Here is a 19508-nt window from a genome sequence, read left to right on the forward strand (position 1 = left end):
ACACTCCGAAGCGCGACAGGCTGCCGGACAGCGCACAGTGAGCACACGATCGCCATCACCGACGACGGAGCCGAAATCCTCACCCTGCCGAAGCAAACGTGACCGTGAGGTGACAGCCATCCGCGTTCCCCGTGCGCAGGAGCCAGCGCGCGGGAGGCCGGTGCGGACACACAGAAAACCGGAAGCCCCGGTTGACCCGGGGCTTCCGGTCAGGTCTGTGGACGCCGGTCAGGCAGCGAGCGAGGTCACGCGCTTGGCGATCGCCGACTTGCGGTTCGCCGCCTGGTTCGAGTGGATGACGCCCTTGCTGACAGCCTTGTCCAGCTTGCGCGAGGCATCCTGCATGAGGACGGTGGCCTTCTCGGCGTCACCGGCCGCCGCAGCCTCGTGGAACTTGCGGATGGCGGTCTTCAGCGACGACTTGACCGACTTGTTACGCAGCCGGCGCTTCTCGTTCTGCCGGTTGCGCTTGATCTGGGACTTGATGTTCGCCACGCGACAGCCTCGTCTTGATAGCTCGGTATGGTCTGCATTCCGCTGCGACGAGCATGCGTCATCGCTGCGCGAATAGCCAGGTTACCAGGTCCGCCCGGACGAGCCAAAACGGCTCACTTCCGCAGCCCGGGGGTGGTTGGCTCCCGGCCCTCCGGCGCCGCCGCCCAGCCCTGCCGGACGGCGAGCCAGCCCAGCGCCTGCCCGCCGCTCCAGCGCTGGTGTGCCCGGATGTGCGGGGACGCGCTCGTCGGCCCGGCGGCGGCCGAGGTGAGCAGGTAACCGGAGAGCGCGGCGAGGGTCACGTCCAGGGCGTCCGGGGGTGCGCCGGCCGCCGCGGGGTGCCCGGCGAAGAGCCCGTCGGCGTCCAGGCCGCTGGCGTGGGCGGTGATCAGCAGGCTGACCAGGTCGAACCATGCCGGCCCGTGGCAGGTCCAGGTCCAGTCGCAGAACCACGCCCGGCCGGTCGGGTCGACGAGTACGTTGTCCAGCCGCAGGTCGCCGTGGGCCAGGCCGCCGCGTTCGGCGTACCGGGGCAGGCGCGACTCCAGTGCGACCAGCTCGGGCAGCCGGTCCCGGGCCGGGGACGGCAGCTCCGGGGCCGGCTCCCGGCCGGCGGCCACCTCGCCCCACCAGAGGATGTCCTCCCGGGCCAGGTCGGCGAGCCGGGGCAGGCCGAGCCCCAGCAGCTCGGGGGGAGGGTCGGCCAGCGCGGCGGCCACCTCGGCGTACCCGGCCAGGGTCGCGTCGAGGTCCGCCGGGGTCCACGGCAGCGTGGGCGTGCGACCGTCGATCGCGTCCAGGCCGAGCGCGTACCAGCCGGCCGCCGCCACCACCCAGCGCGGGCGGGGGACCGGCAGGCCGGCGGGGAGCCGGTCCAGGACTGCGGCCTCCCGGGCGTACCAGTCGACGAGGTGCCGCTGCTCGGTCAGCGACGCCGCCTTGACGAAGGTCCGCCGCCCGGCGGCGGTCTCCAGGACGGCGGCGAAGCCCCGGGTGAACCCCGCGCCGGCCACCCGGGCCACCGCCACCGGACCGCCCAGCCGGGCGGTCACCGCCGCCCGCAGGCCGGCCGGCAGTTCCGCCCAGCCGGGGCGCAGCGCGGTCGCGTCGTACGGCACCGGGGGAAGTGAGATCGGGACCATCCGACCATGCTGCCCCACCCGCGCCCGATGCGCCGTTCGCCGGGCGCCGTGAGCAGGCCAAGGATGTCGTACCGCCGCGCGATGATGCCGTCATGGACACGGAGGGATTCTGGGCGCTGGTGGAGGCGTCCGCCCGGGCCTGTGGCGGCCCGGACGAGCGGCTGACCTGGCTCACGGAACGGCTCGCCGGCCTCCCCGCGACGGAGGTGGTCGACTTCCAGCTCCGGCTGGACGAGGCCCACGCCCGGGCCGACACCACGCTGCTCTGGGTCGCCGCGCTGCGGATCTGCGGCGGGCTCTGCTCCGACGACGGGTTCCGCTACTTCCAGGCGTGGCTGGTCGGGCTGGGGCGGTCGGCCTTCGAGCGGGCGGTGGCGGCCCCGGACACCCTGGCCGACGTTCCCCAGGTGCGCCGGCTGGCCGGCCGCCCCACCCGCGAGTGGTCCGACGACGAGTGGCCGGACTGGGAGTCCCTCGACTACGTGGCGGACGAGGCGCACGAGCGGATCACCGGCGTCGCCGAGGGCCTGGAGGGCGCGGTGCTCGCGCGCGGCGGCGAGCCGGGCGACGACTCGCCGGACCCCGGCGACGAGCCGGAGGAGTCGGACGATCCGGCCGAGTTCGCCCGCCGGTACCCACGCCTGGCGGCGATGTTCCCGCCCATTCCCGCCCGCCTGTGACCCGCGGCGTCCGCGGTGCGGCGCGGCACCGCCGCGACCCGCGCGACCGCCGTGGCGGCGGCCGGCTCTGTCAGACTGCCAACCCATGAGGACCGACGACTTCTGGCAGTTGATCGACCGGGCCCGGGCCGGCGGGGGCGGAGCGGCCGGCCCCGTCGCAGCCCGGGCCGTGGCGTTGCTGGCCGAGCGCGACGCCGCCGACATCGTCGGGTACGCGCAGCACCAGCGCCGAGTCATGGCGGCGTCCCACCGGGCCGATCTCTGGGGCGCGGCCTACCTGATCAACGGGGGCGCGTCCGACGACGGCTTCGAGTACTTCCGGGGCTGGCTGATCACCCAGGGCCGGGAGGTCTTCGCCCGCGCGGTGGCCGACCCGGACTCGCTGGCGGCGCTGCCGCAGATCCGTCAGGCGGCGCTCACCGGCGAGGAGTTCGAGGCCGAGCAGATGCTCACAGTCGCCGAGGAGGCGTACCGGAAGGCGACCGCCAACGAGCTGCCGGCGGTGCCGGAGACGCCCTACCCGGAGCTGGGCGAGTTCTGGGACTTCGACGACGAGGATGAGGCCCGCCGCCGGCTGCCGAAGCTCGCCGCGCTCTTCGTCGAGCCGCCCGAGGAGTGAGCCGCCGGCCGTGCCCCGGGCGGCGGGAGGAGTGATCCGACCGGGCTCGGGGCGACGTGGGAGCATAGAGGGGGCCGGCGTTGCGTCGGCCCGCTCACGTCAGCCGACCAGAACGGACCGCTGTGTCACCGACGCTCGATTCCGGCGCGAACGCTCCCGGTGCCACCGACCCGGCGCGCATCCGGAACTTCTGCATCATCGCCCACATCGACCACGGGAAGTCGACCCTGGCCGACCGGATGTTGCAACTCACCGGCGTGGTCGACCCCCGGCAGATGCGCGCGCAGTACCTCGACCGGATGGACATCGAGCGCGAGCGCGGCATTACCATCAAGAGCCAGGCTGTCCGGATGCCGTGGACGGTCCGCGAGGGCGACCGGGTCGGCGAACAGGCCGTGCTCAACATGATCGACACCCCGGGCCACGTCGACTTCACCTATGAGGTGTCCCGCTCGCTCGCCGCCTGCGAGGGCGCGGTCCTGCTGGTCGACGCCGCCCAGGGCATCGAGGCGCAGACCCTGGCGAACCTCTACCTGGCGCTCGAGAACGACATGCGGATCATCCCGGTGCTCAACAAGATCGACCTGCCGGCCGCCCAGCCCGAGAAGTACGCCGAGGAGCTGGCCCACCTGATCGGCTGCGATCCGGCGGACTGCATCAGGGTCTCCGGCAAGACCGGCGTCGGCGTGCCGTACCTGCTCGACGAGATCGTCCGGCAGCTCGTCCCGCCGGTCGGCGACGCCGACGCGTCCGCCCGGGCGATGATCTTCGACTCGGTGTACGACGTCTACCGGGGCGTGGTCACCTACGTCCGGGTGATCGACGGCCGGATCGGCGCCCGGGACCGGATCAAGATGATGTCCACCGGCGCCGTCCACGAGTTGCTGGAGATCGGCGTCATCTCGCCGGAGATGGTGAAGGCCGACGCGCTCGGCGTCGGCGAGGTGGGTTACCTGATCACCGGCGTGAAGGACGTCCGCCAGTCCCGGGTCGGCGACACGGTCACCATCAACGCCAAGCCGGCGACGCAGGCGCTCGGCGGTTACAAGGACCCGAAGCCGATGGTCTACTCCGGCCTCTACCCGATCGACGGGTCCGACTACCCCAACCTGCGCGAGGCGCTGGACAAGCTCAAGCTCAACGACGCCGCGCTCGACTACGAGCCGGAGACCTCCGGCGCCCTCGGCTTCGGCTTCCGGTGCGGCTTCCTCGGCCTGCTGCACCTGGAGATCATCCGGGAGCGGCTGGAGCGGGAGTACAACCTCGACCTGATCTCCACCGCGCCGAACGTGGTCTACCGGGCCATCACGGAGGAGGGCCAGGAGATCGTCGTGACCAACCCGAGCGAGTACCCCGCCGGCAGGATCGCCGAGGTGTACGAGCCGGTCGTGCGGGCCACCGTGCTCACCCCGAACGACTACGTGGGCGCGGTGATGGAACTGTGCCAGGGCCGCCGGGGCAACCTGCTCGGGATGGACTACCTCTCGGCCGACCGGGTGGAGCTGCGCTACACGCTGCCCCTCGCGGAGATCATCTTCGACTTCTTCGACCAGCTCAAGAGCCGCACCAAGGGCTACGCCTCGCTGGACTACGAGCCCTCGGGCGAGCAGGCGTCCGACCTGGTCAAGGTGGACATCCTGCTGCACGGCGAGCCGGTGGACGCGTTCAGCGCCATCGTGCACAAGGACAAGGCGTACAACTACGGCGTCACCATCGCCGCGAAGCTGCGCAAACTGATTCCCCGGCAGCAGTTCGAGGTGCCCATCCAGGCCGCGATCGGCAGCCGGGTGATTGCCCGGGAGACCATCCGGGCGATCCGCAAGGATGTGCTCGCCAAGTGCTACGGCGGTGACATCAGCCGCAAGCGCAAGCTGTTGGAGAAGCAGAAGGAGGGCAAGAAGCGGATGAAGATGGTGGGCCGGGTCGAGGTCCCGCAGGAGGCCTTCATCGCCGCCCTCTCCTCCGACGACAGCGACGGCAAGGCCGCCGGCAAGAAGTAGCCGCGCCACCGCCCCCCGGGAGGTCAGGCCACCGTGGGTGACCGCGACGGACGCCCAGCCAGGCCGGCCCGGGGACGGGCGTCCGGTCGTACCGGAAGGAATTTTCCGGGCCCGGCAGCGCGCGCCGCGGGGGCGGTGGGAGCCCTTCCAGCTGGCCTTTTCCCGCCTTGCGGGTGGGCGGAGGGGGCGGCGACATCGACGTGCGGCAGCAGATCGGCGGCGAACCCGGTTTGAATTTTCGGGCCCTCGGGAACTTAGCGGTCACGACAGCAACGACACCGTTGTGACACATCTTTAGGAGGAGGGCGACCCGTGGAGCTCACCGTTTGGGGCATCATCACCGCACTCATTGTTGGTCTCATCATCGGCGCTCTGGGCCGCCTGGTCGTTCCGGGCCGGCAGAACATGCCGATCTGGCTGCACATGCTGATCGGTGTCGGCGCCGCCCTGCTCGGCACCGTGCTCGCCCGGGCCATGGGCATCGCCACCGAGACGGCCGGGATCGACTGGACCGAACTGCTGGTGCAGGTCGTGCTGGCCGCCGTCGCCGTGGCCCTGGTCGCCGGTGTCGGCCGTCGCCGGAGCGTCAGCCACCGGTAACGGCACACCGTTTTCTCCCGGAGGGCGCCCGACCACAGCGGTCGGGCGCCCTTCGCGTGCGCCGGCCTTTCCGCGCCCGTGCCGAAGGCGTGGGGAAAGCGGGCACGAGTTGTCTCTCGTCAATGCGGGCTCCGGTTTGCCGGCCAGGCCCGGGAGTGCACCGAAGGGCTGCCGCGTGCGGCCTGAGCTGCTCAGACGTTCCGAGTGGCGGGCATCCATCGCAATGTCCGGAGGGTGGGTTTGGATTTCCGGTGGGTCGGGAACTTAGTTGTCGCCACAGCGAACAGAACTTGTGAAGCTTTCTGAGGAGAACGACCATGACTGTTACCGGAATCATCACCGCGCTCATCGTCGGTCTGATCGTGGGCGCCCTGGGCCGCCTGGTCGTCCCGGGCCGGCAGAACATGCCGATCTGGCTGCACATGCTCGTCGGCGTAGGCGCCGCCCTGCTCGGCACCGTGCTGGCCAACGCCGTCGGCATCTCCACCAACACCGCCGGGGTCGACTGGGCCGAGCTGCTGGTGCAGGTCGTCGTCGCCGCCATCGCGGTCGCGATCGTGGCCGGCGTGGGTGGTCGCCGCAGCGTCACCCACCGGTAACAGCCACCGTCTCGTCAACGGGCGCCCGACCTCTCCGGTCGGGCGCCCGTTCGTCTGCGTCCCGCCCGGTTCGGTCCACGTCGGACTGCCGCCGCGCCCCCGCTGCGGTACGGTCGCCTCGCTTCCAAGTCGCCCCTGTCGTAAAGGAATTTTTCCTACTAGGGTGCGGCGGAGAAGGTTAGTGCCAGGACGGCGCGAGGGAGATGTGGCGTGAACAGGTGGAAACGGCTGGCCCCGGTCACCGCCGTGGTGGCGTCGGCCGCGATGGTGCTCACCGGTTGCGGTGGCTCGGGGGACGACAAGGCCGCCGACAACAGCAAGCTGACGGTCTGGATGATGGGCGAGGGCAGCGAGGCGCAGACCGCGTTCCTCGACGGCGTCGAGACCGAGTTCAAGAAGAAGCACCCCGACACCGACGTGGTCGTGCAGTACATCCCCTGGCTCGAGGCGCCCAAGAAGTTCCAGGCGGCGCTCGCCGGCGGTGAGGGACCCGACGTCACCGAGCTCGGCAACACCGAGACCCAGGGCTGGGCCGCCCAGGAGGCGCTGGCCGACGTCACCGGCAAGTTCGGCGGCTGGTCCGAGGGCAAGGACATCCTTCCCGACCTGGTCAAGAACGCCCAGCTCGACGGCAAGCAGTACGGCGTGCCGTGGTACGCCGGCGTCCGCGCGCTGTACTACCGCACCGACTGGTTCGCCGAGGCCGGCGTGAAGCCGCCGACGAGCTGGGACGAGCTGGTCGCCGCCGCGAAGGCCGTCCAGGCGAAGAAGCCGGGCACCTACGGCATCGCGCTGCCGGGCAACTCGGAGCTGCCGTTCTACTCCTTCCTCTGGGGCGCGGGCGGCGAGATCGCCACCAAGCAGGGCGACACCTGGAAGTCCGGCTACAACACCCCGGAGGCCCAGAAGGCGGTCAAGTTCTGGACCGACATGGTCACCGTGCACAAGGTCGCCCCGCCCGCCGCCGCCGGCTGGAACGAGATCGACGCCCGGACCCAGTTCGCCACCGGCAAGGCGGCGATGGCCTTCGGCGGTAGCTGGCAGGCCGGCGCCATCAAGAAGGACAACCCCGAGATCGAGAAGGTCTGGGGCACCTTTCCCATCCCCGGCCCGGACGGCAAGCCGGCCCCGGCCTTCGCGGGTGGCTCGGACATCGCCCTGTGGAAGGACAGCAAGAAGCAGGACCTCGCCTGGGACTACCTGACCGTGCTGCTGAGCAAGCAGAAGGACAAGGAGTTCGCCAGCAGCCTCGGCTTCTTCCCGGTCTACTCCGACCTGGTCAGCGGCGGCGAGTACGCCAACGACAAGCTCATGGCGGCGTTCGCCACGACGATGCAGAACACGAAGCTGACCCCGCTCACCCCGAAGTGGGTCGAGGTCAGCCGTACCAAGACGGTGACCCAGGCCATGAACAGCTCGGTCATCAAGGGTCAGAAGACGGTCGAGAAGGCCACCGCCGAGGCGGCTGCCGAGATGGAAAGCATCCTCAACGCGAAGTGACCACGCTGATCCAGGCGCCGGAGACGTCCGCCGTGCGGGAGAACCCCGCGCGGCGGCGTCGCCGGGTGGACCGCCTGCCCTACCTGCTGCTCCTGCCCTGCCTGGTGATCATCGGCGTGCTGCTGCTGTGGCCGCTCGGCCAGGTGGTGGCGATGTCCTTCTTCCGGCTGAACAACGTCCGGCAGCTGCGCGGCGACCGGGAATGGCCCTGGGTCGGGTTCGGCAACTACGCCGAGATCCTCGGGGACCCGTTCTTCCTGACGGTGCTGCGCAACACGGTCCTCTTCGCCGTGGCCAACGTGGCGCTGACGATGATCCTCGGCACCCTGGTCGGGCTGCTGCTCAACGGGCTGGGCAAGCGGATGGCCACCTTCGTCGCGAGCTGCGTGATGCTGGCCTGGGCCACCCCGGCGCTGACCGGCACCATCGTGTGGAAGTGGATGTTCGACGACACCTCCGGCCTGGTGACCTGGCTGTTCAACGCCCTGCCGGACGGGCTGTCGAACGCGTTGTTCGGGCGCGCCGACTGGACCGGCTACGGCTGGTTCAACTCGCCGCTGATGTTCTTCTCGATCCTCACCCTCGTGGTGGTCTGGCACTCCTTCCCGTTCATCGCGGTCAGCGTGCTGGCCGGGCTCAAGAGCGTGCCGGGCGAGCTGCACGAGGCGGCCCGGGTCGACGGGGCCGGGCCGTGGAAGGTGTTCTGGAAGATCACCTTCCCGCTGCTGCGCCCGGTCTTCGGAATCCTGGTGGTGCTCTCCACCATCTGGGACTTCAAGGTCTTCACCCAGCAGTTCGTGCTGGCCGGCGGCACCCAGGACCGGCCGACGTTCATGTTGTCGATCTACTCGTACGCCGAGGCGTTCTCCCCGCCCCCGAAGTACGGCCTGGGCGCGGCGATCGCGGTCATCCTCACGCTGATCCTGCTCCTGGTGACCGGGGTGTACGTGCGGATGGTGCTCAAGCAGGAGGAGGAGTCGTGAGGCGCGGCGCGGTGGTGAAGCGGGTCGCCCTCAACGGCGCGGGCCTGCTGGTGGCGCTCTTCGCGGCGTTCCCCGTCTACTGGATGATCGCGACGTCGCTCAAGCCGAACCGGGAGATCTTCTCGGCCACGCCCCGGCCGGTGCCGGCCAACCCGACGCTGGAGCACTACCGGGAGATCCTGACCGGGAACCTGATTCCCGGCGTGACGTTCGCGGACTTCTTCCTCAACAGCGTCCTGGTGGCGGTCTCGACCGTGGTGCTCAGCAGCCTGGTCGCGCTGCTCGCGGCGACCGCGGTGGCCCGGTTCCGGTTCAAGCTGCGGACCAGCTTCCTGATCATGCTGCTGGTGGTGCAGATGATCCCGCTGGAGGCGCTGGTCATCCCGCTGTTCCTGATGATCCAACGGCTGGGCCTCTACAACACCCTGCCCAGCCTGATCCTCACCTACCTCGGCTTCTCGCTGCCGTTCGCGGTCTGGATGCTGCGCGGCTTCGTGGCCGCGGTGCCCAAGGAACTCGAGGAGGCCGCAGCGATCGACGGGGCGAGCCGGGTGCAGATCTTCCGCCGCATCCTGTTCCCACTGGTCGCGCCCGGCCTGGTCGCGACCAGCATCTTCTCCTTCATCACCGCCTGGAACGAGCTGATCTTCGCGCTGACGTTCATCAACGATCAGGACCGGTACACCCTGCCGGTGGCGATGACGTTCTTCTTCGGCCGGGACGACACCGCGTGGGGGCCGGTGATGGCCGCCTCGACGCTGTTCACCCTTCCGGTGATCATCTTCTTCCTGCTGGTGCAGCGCCGGATGGTCTCCGGCCTGGTGGCGGGCGCAGTCAAGGGCTGAGGTGCTGGCAGGGGCCGGCCGGGCGCGTGAGCGTCCGGAGGGGTCCCTGCCCGTCGCCCGGCGGCGAGGCTCCGCCGATGCGGGGACGGCGGTCGCCGGTGCCCGGACGTAGGCTGACGCCATGACAGGCAGGCTGGTGGCGGTGAACGTCGGCGTGGTGACCGAGGCGGAGTGGGCGGGCGACGCGAGCGGCCGCAGTGGGATCGACAAGCGACCGGTCGACGGGCCGGTGCTGCTGCGGGCCGACGGCGTCGATGGGGACTTCATCGCCGAGCGGGCCCACCACGGCGGCCCCGACCAGACGGTCTACGCGTACGCCGAGGAGGACGCCGCCTGGTGGGCAGCCGAGCTGGGCCGGGCCGTCCGGGAGGGTGGCTTCGGCGAGAACCTGACCACGTACGCCGTGGACGTGACCGGGGCGGTGATCGGGGAGCGGTGGCTGATCGGCTCGGCCCTGCTCCAGGTGACCAAGCCGCGCACGCCGTGCGCCACGTTCGCCGGGTTCTGGGGCGTGCCCGGCCTGATCAAGCGGTTCACCGTGCGGGCCGCGCCCGGGGCGTACCTGCGGGTGCTGCGGGAGGGCGAGGTCAGCGCGGGCGACCCGGTCGAGGTAGTGGACCGGCCGGCGCACGGGGTCACCATCGGCGAGGTGTTCCGGGCCGGCACCCTGGAACCGGAACTGCTGCCCCGGCTGCTCGACGTCCCCGAGCTGCCGGAGTCGGTCCGGGAGAAGGCCCGCCGCCGGCTCGACGCGGGGCGGGCCTGACCGCGCCGGGCGTGCGGAAGGGCCCCCTGCCGTGCGCGACACGCGCCGACAGGGGGCCCTTCGCCTATCGCGTCAGCGGAGCCAGGGGATGTTGCGGTCGAGCTGGCCGCGCTCCTTGAGCTCCTTGCGCAGCGGGATCTCGTCGTCGACGTACCCGTTCCAGTTGATGCCCCAGTAGTTCGCGGTGTGGGTGCCCTCGCCGCAGAGTTGGCGCTGCACCGGCGTGCGGTTGGCCCACCACTCGCTCTCGGGGTCGATGTGCAGCTCGTCGAGGGGGCGGATCCACCGGTAGGTGTAGCCGACGAAGAGCATCTTGCGGGTGATCGTGGAGAGGTTCGTCGACCGGGAGTGCCACTGGCGGCGGTCGAAGATGAACGCGTCGCCCGGCTTGGCGGTGATCTCCACCGTGCCCTCCGGGTCGGGGTTGTGCACCGTCAGGTCGTCCGGCCGGGGCAGCGAGTTCCACAGGTGGCTGCCCGGGATCACCTTGGTCGCGCCGCGCCCGGTCTCCGACAGGTCGGAGAGCACGTACGCCACCTTCAGCGAGAACATCGGCCGGGGCAGGTTCGGGTCCATCGTCTCCGGGTCGGAGTTCTGCCGGTACCCGTCCTGGTGCCAACCCCAGTACGGCTTCTCCGGCTCCGCCGCCGGCGGGGTGACGTCCAGGTGGTTGTGGTGGGTGTAGATGTTCCACCCGGCCAGGCCCCACATGTACGGGAAGGCGATCGGGTGGGTGAGCAGGTTGCCGAAGAGCTCGTCCCGATCCAGGAAGCCCAGCAGGTGCAGGGTGCCGTCCTTGGTGGTCTTGCCCTTGGCCTTCTCCTCCGCGTAGACGCGGTCGACGGCCTCCTCCAGGGCGGCCCGGTGATCCTCCGTCAGCACGTTCCGCAGCAGGAGGAAGCCCTGCTCGTGGAACTCCTTGCGATCGGTGTCGCTGATCGGTTCGTAGCCGGTCCGGCCGTCGTAATCGAACACCGCGTAGTACCCCTCCCCATGAGGAAACCATCTCTGGCCCAGGCAGCCGATGGTACTGCGCCGGCATCGGGGGTGGCGCCGCGCCCGGCCGGGGCCGGGCGGTCACCCGACGATCGGCAGTCGGTCGGGCGCGGAGGGTGACAATTGGGTGTCAACCCGGGGAATTTGCCCTCTATGCCGGATTGCGCGGTCACCGTCGGTGGGGAGATCCGGGGACGATCAGGAGTCGGCGAAGACCTCCGCTACGACCCGCTGGTCGGCACTCGGGGCGTCGGCAACCCGACCCCAGGTGCCGGCCTTGGCGGTCCACTCCAACCCGCCGAAGCGCACCCGCTTCACCCCGTGATCGGAGGCGTGCGAGACGAGCCAGTGCGCGTACCGCCAGCCGTCGCGCTGGTCGGTGGTCGGCACGGCGAGCCCGGTCAGCTCGGCCAGCGACACCGTCCTCGGCAGCCCCCAGTCGAGGCTCAGGCCCTGGGTCAGCGCCGCCGCCGCGGCCTCGCCGCGCATCACCGGCGTCGACCCCACGGTGCAGGCCACGGCCCCGGTCGCCTGACCGAGCAGCGCCCGGGTCAACACCTGCGACTCGTCGGCCCACTTCTCGTACGCCTCCGGGTAGGCCGAGCGCTGCACCCGCTGCGCCGCATCGGTGACCCGCATCTTCTCCCAGCCGCGCACCCGCTTGAGCGCGGCGTAGAACTTGTTGGTCGCGTACCGCGGGTCACCGATCTGCTCCCCGGTGCCCCAGCCCTGGCTCGGCCGCTGCTGGAACAGCCCCACGGAGTCACGGTCGCCGCCGTCGAGGTTGCGCAGCCCGGACTCCTGGTACGCCGTGGCGAGGGCCACCACCACGGCACGCTCCGGCATCTTCCGCTGGGTGCCGATCGCCGCGATGGTGGCGGCGTTGGCCATCTGGTCGGCGTCGAGGCGCACCTGGCCGTCCGCCTGCACGAGACAGGTGCGGCTGGCCAGGGGGAGCCGCAGGCGCTCACCCACCTGGCGGGCCACGAACCAGATCCCGATGGCGGCGATGACGGCGACGACGACACCGGCCGCGACGACTGCCCGAGTTCGCACCCGCACCCCCTGTTCGCCAGCGTCCGCCAAGAGTACGTCCCCACCGTCGCCGACCGGCTCGTCCGACCGGTTCGCTCCGTTCCGTAGCGAGTCGACCACATTTCCCGTCCGGGGCGGTGTGTTCCGCCCGGCCCGGTGCCGGGGCGCGACGGGCGCGGTGCCGGCCGGCTTTCCCGCCGGCCGGGGCGGGAAACGCCTCAGGCGGTCGGCACCCAGCTTGCGTCCCGCTTCTCCCGGAACGCCAGCACCCCCTCGCGCCCCTCCCCGGAGAGGAAGTACCCGGTCGACACGGCGGCCAGCTCGGCGATCTCGGCGGCCAGGTCGGCGGCCGGCGGCCGGCGCAGCAGCGCCTTCGCACCGGCCAGCGCCTGCGGCGCGCCCCGCACCAGCGACGCGCACACCCGCTCCACCGCCGCGTCCAGCCCGTCGGCCGGCACGGCGGTGGTGACCAGGCCGATCTCGGCGGCCCGCCGGCCGTCGAAGGTGTCGCCGGTCAGGTACAGCTCGGCGGCGGCCCGGGGGGCCAGCCGGGGAAGCACGGTCGCCGAGATCACCGCCGGGATCACCCCGATCCGTACCTCGGTGAAGGCGAACGTCGCCTCCTGTGCGCAGACCGCCAGGTCGGCCGCCGCGATCAGGCCGAGCCCGCCGGCCCGCGCCGGCCCGGCCACCCGGGCCACCACCGGCTTCGGGCACTCCCAGACCGCCGCGAGCACGTCGCCGAGCATCCCCGCCGGGACGCTGCCGCCGGCGTACGCGGCGGCGGTCTCCTTCAGGTCGGCGCCGGAGCAGAACACCGGGCCGGTGTGGTCGAGCACGACCACCCGGACCGCGTCGTCGGCCACCGCGGCGGACAGCCCGGCCAGCAGCTCGGTCATCAGCGGCGTCGAGAGCGCGTTGCGGTTGTGCGGGCTGTTCAGGGTGAGGGTGGTCACCCCGCGGGCCGTGGTGACCCGCACGAGCGCGTCGGAGGAGGTCATGCGGGCACACTAGTGGCCATGCCCGGCGTCCTTCCAGAAGGCGAAGCCGTCCCCGCCGACGGCTCGCTGCCCGCCACCGCCACCCGCGCCGTCGGCGCGCGCGGCTTCGGCGTGTACGTGCACGTGCCGTTCTGCGCCAGCCGGTGCGGCTACTGCGACTTCAACACGTACACGGCCGACGAGTTGGGCGGCGGGGTCGGCCGCGAGTCGTACGCCGACACGGTGCTGGCCGAGCTGGCCCTCGCGGGCCGGGTGCTCGGCGGGACCCCGCCGCCGAGGGTCGACACCGTGTTCGTCGGCGGCGGCACCCCGACCCTGCTCCCGGCCGACGACCTGGCCCGGATCCTCGACGGCATCGACCGCACCTGGGGGCTGGCGGCCGACGCCGAGGTGAGCACCGAGGCCAACCCGGAGTCGGTCACGCCGCAGTCGCTGAAGACCCTGCGGGCGGCCGGGTACACCCGCATCTCGCTGGGCATGCAGTCCGCCGCCCCGGGGGTGCTGGCGGTACTCGACCGTCGGCACAGCGCCGGCCGGGCCACCGCCGCCGCGGCGGAGGCCCGCGACGCCGGGTTCGACCACGTCAACCTGGACCTGATCTACGGCACGCCGGGGGAGGGCGCCGAGGACTTCGCGGCGTCCCTCGACCAGGTGGTCGCCGCCGGGGTGGACCACGTCAGCGCGTACGCCCTGATCGTGGAGGACGGCACCCGGCTGGCCGCGCGGATGCGGCGCGGCGAGCTGCCGTACCCCTCCGACGACGTGGCGGCGGACCGCTACCTGGCCGCGGAGGCCGCCCTCGGCGCGGCCGGCTTCTCCTGGTACGAGGTGTCCAACTGGGCCCGCACGCCGGCCGGGCGGTGCCGGCACAACCTGCTCTACTGGACCGGCGCGGACTGGTGGGGCCTGGGGCCGGGGGCGCACAGCCACGTCGGCGGGGTGCGCTGGTGGAACGTCAAGCACCCGAGCGCGTACGCGAAGCGGCTCGCGGTGGGGGAGTCCCCCGGCCTGGCCCGGGAGGTGCTCACACCCGGCGAGGCGCACATGGAGGACGTAATGCTGCGCCTGCGGCTCGCCTCCGGCCTGCCGCTGGAAGTGCTGGACGCGCCGGGCCGGGCCGGCGCGGAGCGGGCCGTGGCCGGCGGGCTGCTCGACCCGGCCGGGTACGCGGCCGGCCGGGCCGTGCTCACCCTGCGTGGCCGGCTGTTGGCCGACGCGGTCGTGCGCGACCTGCTGCCCTGATCGGACGCCTTGTCCCGCGCCCCCGTGCGCCGGGCCGGCTGCCCGGCTTCCGGCCGGCCCGACGGGGGCCGGCCGAAGCGGGTCACTTCACGAGGTTGTAGGTCATCGGATAGCGGTAGAGCGTGCCCTCGTTGGCCTTGATGCCGCCGATGATGCCGAAGATGATCGGCACCAGGGCGACCAGCATCGGGATGAAGAACAGGACCCCGCAGGTGACCACGGCGAGCACGAAGCTGACCAGGAGGGCGATCACCCAGGTGAGCTGGAAGTTCAGCGCCGCGACGGCGTGCGCGCGCACGGTCGGCGACTGCGGGCCCTTGACCACGAGCGCGATCAGCGGGGCGACCCAGCCGAGCAGGCTGCCGCCGACCACCACGCCGAGCGGACCGCCGAAGTGCGCGATCAGCGCCCAGGTCTTGTCGTCGTTGGTCGGGTAGCCGCCGGTCGGGCCCGGGTACGCCCCGCCGGTCGGATATCCGGCACCCGGGGGGTATGCGCCACCCGGGGGGTAGCCGCCCGGGTTGAAGCCACCCGGCGGGGGCTGGCTGCCGGGCGGCGGGTAACCGCCCGACGGCGACTGGTCGCCGGTGGGTGGTGGATAGCCACCGGGCGGGGGATAGCCGCCCACCCCGGGAGCCCCGGAAAGTGGTGCGGTGGGCGGCTCGTCCGCCGACGAGCCGTACGGTGCCGACGGCGGGTTGGCCTCGGGCGGGTAGCCGCCCGGGTCGCCTGATCCGGGAGGGCGAGGTGGTTCAGTCATGCACGTCACGGTAGGGGCTGCCGACAAGTGGGCACCAGAGCGACACTGGTCGGGACGAGGGGATGATCGGCAGCGGGGCCGGCGTCCCGCTCCGTCGCCCGGGTGCCGTGGCCGGGCCGACGGTCCGTCTGTGATCTTACCGACGGCGGGGCAGCCGACGTAGACTGGCACTCATTACAGTCGAGTGCCAGGCTTCGCCAGCCGGCGGGCAGGCCCGGGGCGTCGCCGCGACGACGGGGCACCGACGTGCGACAGGAGGTAAGGGGAGTGGGTCTCGACGACCGCAAGCTCGCCGTGCTCCGCGCGATCGTCGAGGACTACGTCGCCACCCAGGAGCCGGTCGGCAGCAAGGCCCTGGTCGAGCGCCACCAGCTCGGCGTCTCCCCGGCGACCGTCCGCAACGACATGGCGGTGCTGGAGGAGGAGGGGTACATCCGGCAGCCGCACACCAGCGCCGGGCGGGTTCCCACCGACCGGGGCTACCGGCTTTTCGTCGACCGGCTTTCCCGGGTCAAGCCGCTCAGCCCGGCCGAGCGCCGGGCCATCGAGCGCTTCCTGGTCGGCGCAGTCGACCTGGACGACGTGGTGCACCGCACGGTCCGGCTGCTGGCCCAGCTCACCCGGCAGGTCGCCGTGGTGCAGTACCCGTCGCTCGCCCGGTCCTCGGTGCGGCACCTGGAGCTGGTGCCGATCTCCACCACCCGGCTGATGCTGGTGATGATCGCCGACACGGGGCGGGTCGAGCAGCGGCTGGTCGAGCTGCCCGCGCCGGTCCCCGCCGACGTCGTCACCGACCTGCGCCGGCTGGTCAACGAGAAGCTGGTCGGCAGCCGGCTGTCGGAGACCCCGCCACTGGTGCAGGCCCTGGTCGAGGAGTCGGCGGCGCACCTGCGTCCGGCCATGACCACGCTGTCCACGGTGCTGCTGGAGACGCTGGTCGAGCGGCACGAGGAACGCATCGCGCTCGCCGGCACCGCCAACCTCACCCGGGGCGGCCTGCTGGACTTCCAGGGTTCGCTGCGGCCGATCCTGGAGGCCCTGGAGGAGGAGGTGGTGATGCTCAAACTCATCGGCGAGGCCGAGTCGACCACCACCCGGGTGCTGATCGGCGACGAGAACGAGATCGACAACCTGCGCGCCGCCTCGGTGGTGAGCACCGGGTACGGGCCGGGGGCGGCCGCGCTCGGCGGCCTGGGCGTGCTCGGCCCCACCCGGATGGACTACCCCGGCACCATCGCCACGGTGCGGGCCGTGGCACGCTACGTGGGCGAGCTGCTGGCCCAGAACTGACCAGTCAGGGCCGACGGCCGGCTCCGGCCGCCGACCGGCGCAACGCGAGACGAACATGAGGACACGGGAACGCAGTGGCCAGGGACTACTACGGCATCCTCGGCGTAGGCCGGGAAGCCTCCGACGACGAGATCAAGCGCGCCTACCGCAAGCTGGCGCGGCAGTTCCACCCGGACGTGAATCCGGACCCGGAGGCACAGGAGAAGTTCAAGGACATCAACGCCGCGTACGAGGTCCTCTCGGACGACCGGAAACGGCAGATCGTCGACCTGGGCGGTGACCCGCTCGCGCCGGGCGGCGGGGGCGCGGGCCCGGGCGGGCCCGGCGGGGCCGGCCCGTTCGTCGGCTTCCAGGACATCATGGACGCCTTCTTCGGCGGCGCGGCCGGCGGCGCGCGCGGGCCCCGCCCGCGTACCCGGCCGGGGGCCGACGCGATCCTGCGGCTGGAGCTGGACCTGCACGAGACGGCGTTCGGCGTCGAGGCGCCGATCACCGTCGACACCGCCGTGCTCTGCACCACCTGCTCCGGCGCGGGCACCGCCGCCGGCACCCACCTGGCCACCTGTGAGGCGTGCGGCGGCCGGGGCGAGGTCCAGTCGGTGCAGCGCACGTTCCTCGGCCAGGTGGTCTCCGCCCGGCCGTGCACGGTCTGCCAGGGGTACGGCACCACGATCCCGCACCCCTGCCCGACCTGCGCCGGCGACGGGCGGGTGCGCACCCGCCGCTCGCTGACCGTGAAGATCCCGGCCGGGGTCGAGGACGGCATGCGGATCCGGCTGGCCCAGCAGGGCGAGGTCGGCCCGGGCGGCGGCACCGCCGGCGACCTGTACGTGGAGATCCACGAGCGCACGCACGACGTCTACTCCCGCAAGGGCGACGACCTGCACTGCCGGGTGACCGTCCCGATGACCGCCGCCGCGCTCGGCACCCGGCTGACCATCAAGACGCTGGACAGCGAGGAGACGGTCGACGTCAAGGCCGGCACCCAGCCGGGCAGCACCCTGCGGCTGCGTGCCCGGGGCGTGCCGCACCTGCGCGGCACCGGCCGTGGCGACCTCTACGTCCACCTCGACGTGCGGACCCCGACCAAGCTCGACGCCGACCAGGAGAAGATGCTCCGCGACTTCGCCAAGACCCGGGGCGAGGAGGTCGCCGAGCTGTCCAAGCAGGGCGGCTTCTTCTCCCGGATGCGCGACGCGTTCAACGGGCACCCCTGACCCCGGTCCTCCGGCCTCGCCGCCCCGGTTCCCGCCGGGGCGGCTAACCTGATCGTCGTGTCCGCGCCGCTGTTCCTGGTCGAGTCGCTGCCCACCGCTGCCCAGCTCACCCTGGACGGCCCCGAGGGGCACCACGCCGCCACCGTGCAGCGGCTGCGGGTGGGCGAGGAGCTGCTGCTCGCCGACGGCCGGGGCGGCACCGCGTCCGCCGTGGTCACCGCCGTCGGCCGGGGCAGCCTGGAACTCGACATCACCTCCCGGGGGTACGTCGACGCGTCCGTGCCCCGGCTCGTGGTGGTGCAGGGCATCGCCAAGGGCGACCGGGGCGAACTGGCCGTGCAGGCGATGACCGAGGTCGGGGTGGACGAGATCGTCCCCTGGGGCGCATCACGCTCGGTGGTGCAGTGGCGCGGCGACCGGGGCGTACGGGCGCGGGAGAGGTGGGCGGCCACCGCCCGGGAGGCGGCGAAGCAGGCCCGCCGGGCGTGGCTGCCGGTGCTGGCCGGGTCCCCCGACGAGTCCACCGCCGCCGTGGCCCGGCGGATCGCCGGGGCCACCGCCGCGTTCGTCCTGCACGAGGAGGCCGACGACCGGCTGACCACCGTGGAGCTGCCCGACGCGGGCGAGATCGTGCTGGTAGTCGGCCCGGAGGGCGGTATCGCCGAGCCCGAGCTGGCCACCTTCGCCGCCGCCGGCGCCCGCCCGGTCCGCCTGGGCCCGTCGGTCCTGCGCACCTCCACGGCCGGCGTGGCCGCACTCTCGGTCCTCTCCACCCGCCTCCCCCGCTGGTAACCCACCCACCCCACCCCTCCCCCCCGGGGCCGTTAGCCCGCACTTACACGGAATGAGTGGCTATTCCACGTGGAATAGCCACTCATTCCGTGAATTTGCGCCACGGGGTTACCCGGGGAGGGGGTGACGCGGGGGGTGGGGTGGGGGTTAGGTGCGGAGGTAGCTGGCGCCGTTGAGGTCGATGATGGTGCCGGAGGTCCACTCCGCCTCGGGGCTGGTCAGCCAGTGGATGGTGGCGGCGATCTCGTCGGGGCGGGCCACCCGGTTGAACGGGCTCTGGGCGCGGATCGTCGCGCCCCGCTCGCCGGCCAGGTGCTCTGTGGTCATGTCCGTCTCCACGAAGCCGGGGGCCACCGTGGCCACCGCGATGCCGTACGGGGCGAGGGCCACCGCGAGGGACTGGCCGAGCGCGTTCAGCCCCGCCTTGCTCGCCCCGTACGCCGGCTGGTCCGGCTCGCCCCGGAACGCGCCCCGGGAGGAGACGTTCACGATCCGCCCGCCCCGCTCGCGCATGTGCTGGGCGGCGCACCAGGTCACGTTGGCCGCCCCGGTCAGGTTGGTCTCCAGCACCTGCCGCCAGCGCCGCTGCCAGTCGGCGTAGGACGTGCCGAAGACCGGGTGCGGGGCGTCCCGCTCGCCGTACACCCCGGCGTTGTTGACCAGCACGTCCAGGCCGCCGAGGCGGGCCGCCGCGTCGTCGACCATCGCCCGTACCGCGTCGGGGTCGGTCAGGTCCGCGCGGACCACGACGTGGCCGTCACCCGGCAGTTCGGCGCGCAGCCGCTCGGCCAGCTCCGCCGAGTCCCGGTGGTGGATCGCCACCCGGTCCCCGCCCGCCGCGAACCTCGCCGCCACCGCGCGCCCGATGCCGCGTGAGGACCCCGTCACCAGTACCGCCCGTGAAGTCACGCCGCCATCATGCCTGAGCAGGCCGGCACGCCTTACC

General features: G+C 72.3%; 20 protein-coding genes and 1 pseudogene. 14 read left to right on the forward strand and 7 right to left on the reverse strand.

What is annotated here, in order from left to right:
• Window positions 1-102 (forward strand): annotated as a pseudogene (locus ACH4T9_RS30725) (type I methionyl aminopeptidase); the annotation flags it as partial.
• Window positions 103-228: 126 nt separating this feature from the next.
• Here the strand turns inward: ACH4T9_RS30725 and rpsT are convergent.
• Window positions 229-495 (reverse strand): 30S ribosomal protein S20, encoded by a 267-nt coding sequence (gene rpsT, locus ACH4T9_RS30730; RefSeq protein ID WP_396671444.1) that lies wholly within the window; start codon window positions 493-495, stop codon window positions 229-231.
• A 113-nt stretch (window positions 496-608) separates the two neighbouring features.
• Window positions 609-1637, reverse strand: a complete 1029-nt coding sequence (locus tag ACH4T9_RS30735) for a phosphotransferase family protein (protein WP_396671443.1) — start codon at window positions 1635-1637, stop codon at window positions 609-611.
• A gap of 92 nt (window positions 1638-1729) precedes the next feature.
• Here ACH4T9_RS30735 and ACH4T9_RS30740 point away from each other — a divergent pair, with 92 nt between their 5' ends.
• The 9 genes from ACH4T9_RS30740 (at window position 1730) to ACH4T9_RS30780 (ending at window position 10229) form a co-directional block, all read left to right on the forward strand.
• The gene (locus ACH4T9_RS30740) at window positions 1730-2317 is read left to right on the forward strand and encodes a DUF4240 domain-containing protein (RefSeq protein ID WP_396671442.1); all 588 of its coding nucleotides are present in this window, start codon (window positions 1730-1732) and stop codon (window positions 2315-2317) included.
• Between the two features lie 85 nt (window positions 2318-2402).
• Window positions 2403-2936: a DUF4240 domain-containing protein gene (locus tag ACH4T9_RS30745; protein ID WP_396671441.1), complete on the forward strand. Its 534-nt coding sequence runs from the start codon at window positions 2403-2405 to the stop codon at window positions 2934-2936.
• 122 nt (window positions 2937-3058) lie between these two features.
• A complete protein-coding gene (gene lepA, locus ACH4T9_RS30750) occupies window positions 3059-4936 on the forward strand; it encodes a translation elongation factor 4 (RefSeq protein WP_396671440.1) in 1878 nt (625 codons plus the stop codon).
• A 312-nt stretch (window positions 4937-5248) separates the two neighbouring features.
• The gene (locus ACH4T9_RS30755) at window positions 5249-5536 is read left to right on the forward strand and encodes a GlsB/YeaQ/YmgE family stress response membrane protein (RefSeq protein ID WP_350887192.1); all 288 of its coding nucleotides are present in this window, start codon (window positions 5249-5251) and stop codon (window positions 5534-5536) included.
• Between the two features lie 317 nt (window positions 5537-5853).
• Complete coding sequence (locus ACH4T9_RS30760) at window positions 5854-6135, forward strand: GlsB/YeaQ/YmgE family stress response membrane protein (protein WP_387025050.1); 282 nt, start codon at window positions 5854-5856, stop codon at window positions 6133-6135.
• Window positions 6136-6345: 210 nt separating this feature from the next.
• Complete coding sequence (locus tag ACH4T9_RS30765; RefSeq protein WP_396671439.1) at window positions 6346-7635, forward strand: sugar ABC transporter substrate-binding protein; 1290 nt, start codon at window positions 6346-6348, stop codon at window positions 7633-7635.
• Window positions 7632-8618: a carbohydrate ABC transporter permease gene (locus ACH4T9_RS30770; RefSeq protein ID WP_396671438.1), complete on the forward strand. Its 987-nt coding sequence runs from the start codon at window positions 7632-7634 to the stop codon at window positions 8616-8618. The genes ACH4T9_RS30765 and ACH4T9_RS30770 overlap by 4 nt, the downstream gene beginning before the upstream one ends.
• Before the next feature lie 11 nt (window positions 8619-8629).
• Entirely contained in the window at window positions 8630-9463 is an 834-nt protein-coding gene (locus ACH4T9_RS30775; RefSeq protein WP_396671489.1) for a carbohydrate ABC transporter permease, read from the forward strand.
• 121 nt (window positions 9464-9584) lie between these two features.
• The gene (locus tag ACH4T9_RS30780; RefSeq protein WP_396671437.1) at window positions 9585-10229 is read left to right on the forward strand and encodes an MOSC domain-containing protein; all 645 of its coding nucleotides are present in this window, start codon (window positions 9585-9587) and stop codon (window positions 10227-10229) included.
• Between the two features lie 72 nt (window positions 10230-10301).
• Here the strand turns inward: ACH4T9_RS30780 and ACH4T9_RS30785 are convergent, their stop codons facing one another.
• The 3 genes from ACH4T9_RS30785 to ACH4T9_RS30795 form a co-directional block, all read right to left on the reverse strand.
• Complete coding sequence (locus tag ACH4T9_RS30785) at window positions 10302-11204, reverse strand: phytanoyl-CoA dioxygenase family protein (RefSeq protein WP_396671436.1); 903 nt, start codon at window positions 11202-11204, stop codon at window positions 10302-10304.
• Between the two features lie 219 nt (window positions 11205-11423).
• Window positions 11424-12287 (reverse strand): hypothetical protein, encoded by an 864-nt coding sequence (locus ACH4T9_RS30790; protein WP_396671488.1) that lies wholly within the window; start codon window positions 12285-12287, stop codon window positions 11424-11426.
• Window positions 12288-12478: 191 nt separating this feature from the next.
• Entirely contained in the window at window positions 12479-13261 is a 783-nt protein-coding gene (locus ACH4T9_RS30795; protein ID WP_396671435.1) for an enoyl-CoA hydratase-related protein, read from the reverse strand.
• Window positions 13262-13279: 18 nt separating this feature from the next.
• Here ACH4T9_RS30795 and hemW point away from each other — a divergent pair, with 18 nt between their 5' ends.
• Window positions 13280-14503 carry a radical SAM family heme chaperone HemW gene (hemW, locus tag ACH4T9_RS30800; protein WP_396671434.1) on the forward strand — a complete coding sequence of 408 codons (1224 nt, stop codon included), beginning with the start codon at window positions 13280-13282 and terminating at the stop codon, window positions 14501-14503.
• Window positions 14504-14585: 82 nt separating this feature from the next.
• Here hemW and ACH4T9_RS30805 read toward each other — a convergent pair whose 3' ends face one another.
• Window positions 14586-15263, reverse strand: coding sequence for a DUF4870 domain-containing protein (locus ACH4T9_RS30805; RefSeq protein ID WP_396671433.1), 678 nt, complete (start codon window positions 15261-15263; stop codon window positions 14586-14588).
• Between the two features lie 267 nt (window positions 15264-15530).
• On the opposite strand from ACH4T9_RS30805, the gene hrcA reads away from it, so the two are divergent.
• From hrcA to ACH4T9_RS30820, 3 genes are all read left to right on the forward strand, one after another.
• Window positions 15531-16553, forward strand: a complete 1023-nt coding sequence (gene hrcA / locus ACH4T9_RS30810) for a heat-inducible transcriptional repressor HrcA (protein WP_387025034.1) — start codon at window positions 15531-15533, stop codon at window positions 16551-16553.
• 74 nt (window positions 16554-16627) lie between these two features.
• Complete coding sequence (dnaJ, locus tag ACH4T9_RS30815; protein ID WP_396671432.1) at window positions 16628-17770, forward strand: molecular chaperone DnaJ; 1143 nt, start codon at window positions 16628-16630, stop codon at window positions 17768-17770.
• A 57-nt stretch (window positions 17771-17827) separates the two neighbouring features.
• Window positions 17828-18562, forward strand: a complete 735-nt coding sequence (locus ACH4T9_RS30820) for a 16S rRNA (uracil(1498)-N(3))-methyltransferase (RefSeq protein WP_396671431.1) — start codon at window positions 17828-17830, stop codon at window positions 18560-18562.
• Window positions 18563-18709: 147 nt separating this feature from the next.
• Here the strand turns inward: ACH4T9_RS30820 and ACH4T9_RS30825 are convergent, their stop codons facing one another.
• Window positions 18710-19471 carry an SDR family NAD(P)-dependent oxidoreductase gene (locus ACH4T9_RS30825; RefSeq protein ID WP_396671430.1) on the reverse strand — a complete coding sequence of 254 codons (762 nt, stop codon included), beginning with the start codon at window positions 19469-19471 and terminating at the stop codon, window positions 18710-18712.
• Between the last annotated feature and the right edge of the window lie 37 nt (window positions 19472-19508).

This window comes from Micromonospora sp. NPDC020750 (assembly GCF_044334565.1).
In the GTDB taxonomy this organism is placed as follows: domain Bacteria; phylum Actinomycetota; class Actinomycetes; order Mycobacteriales; family Micromonosporaceae; genus Micromonospora.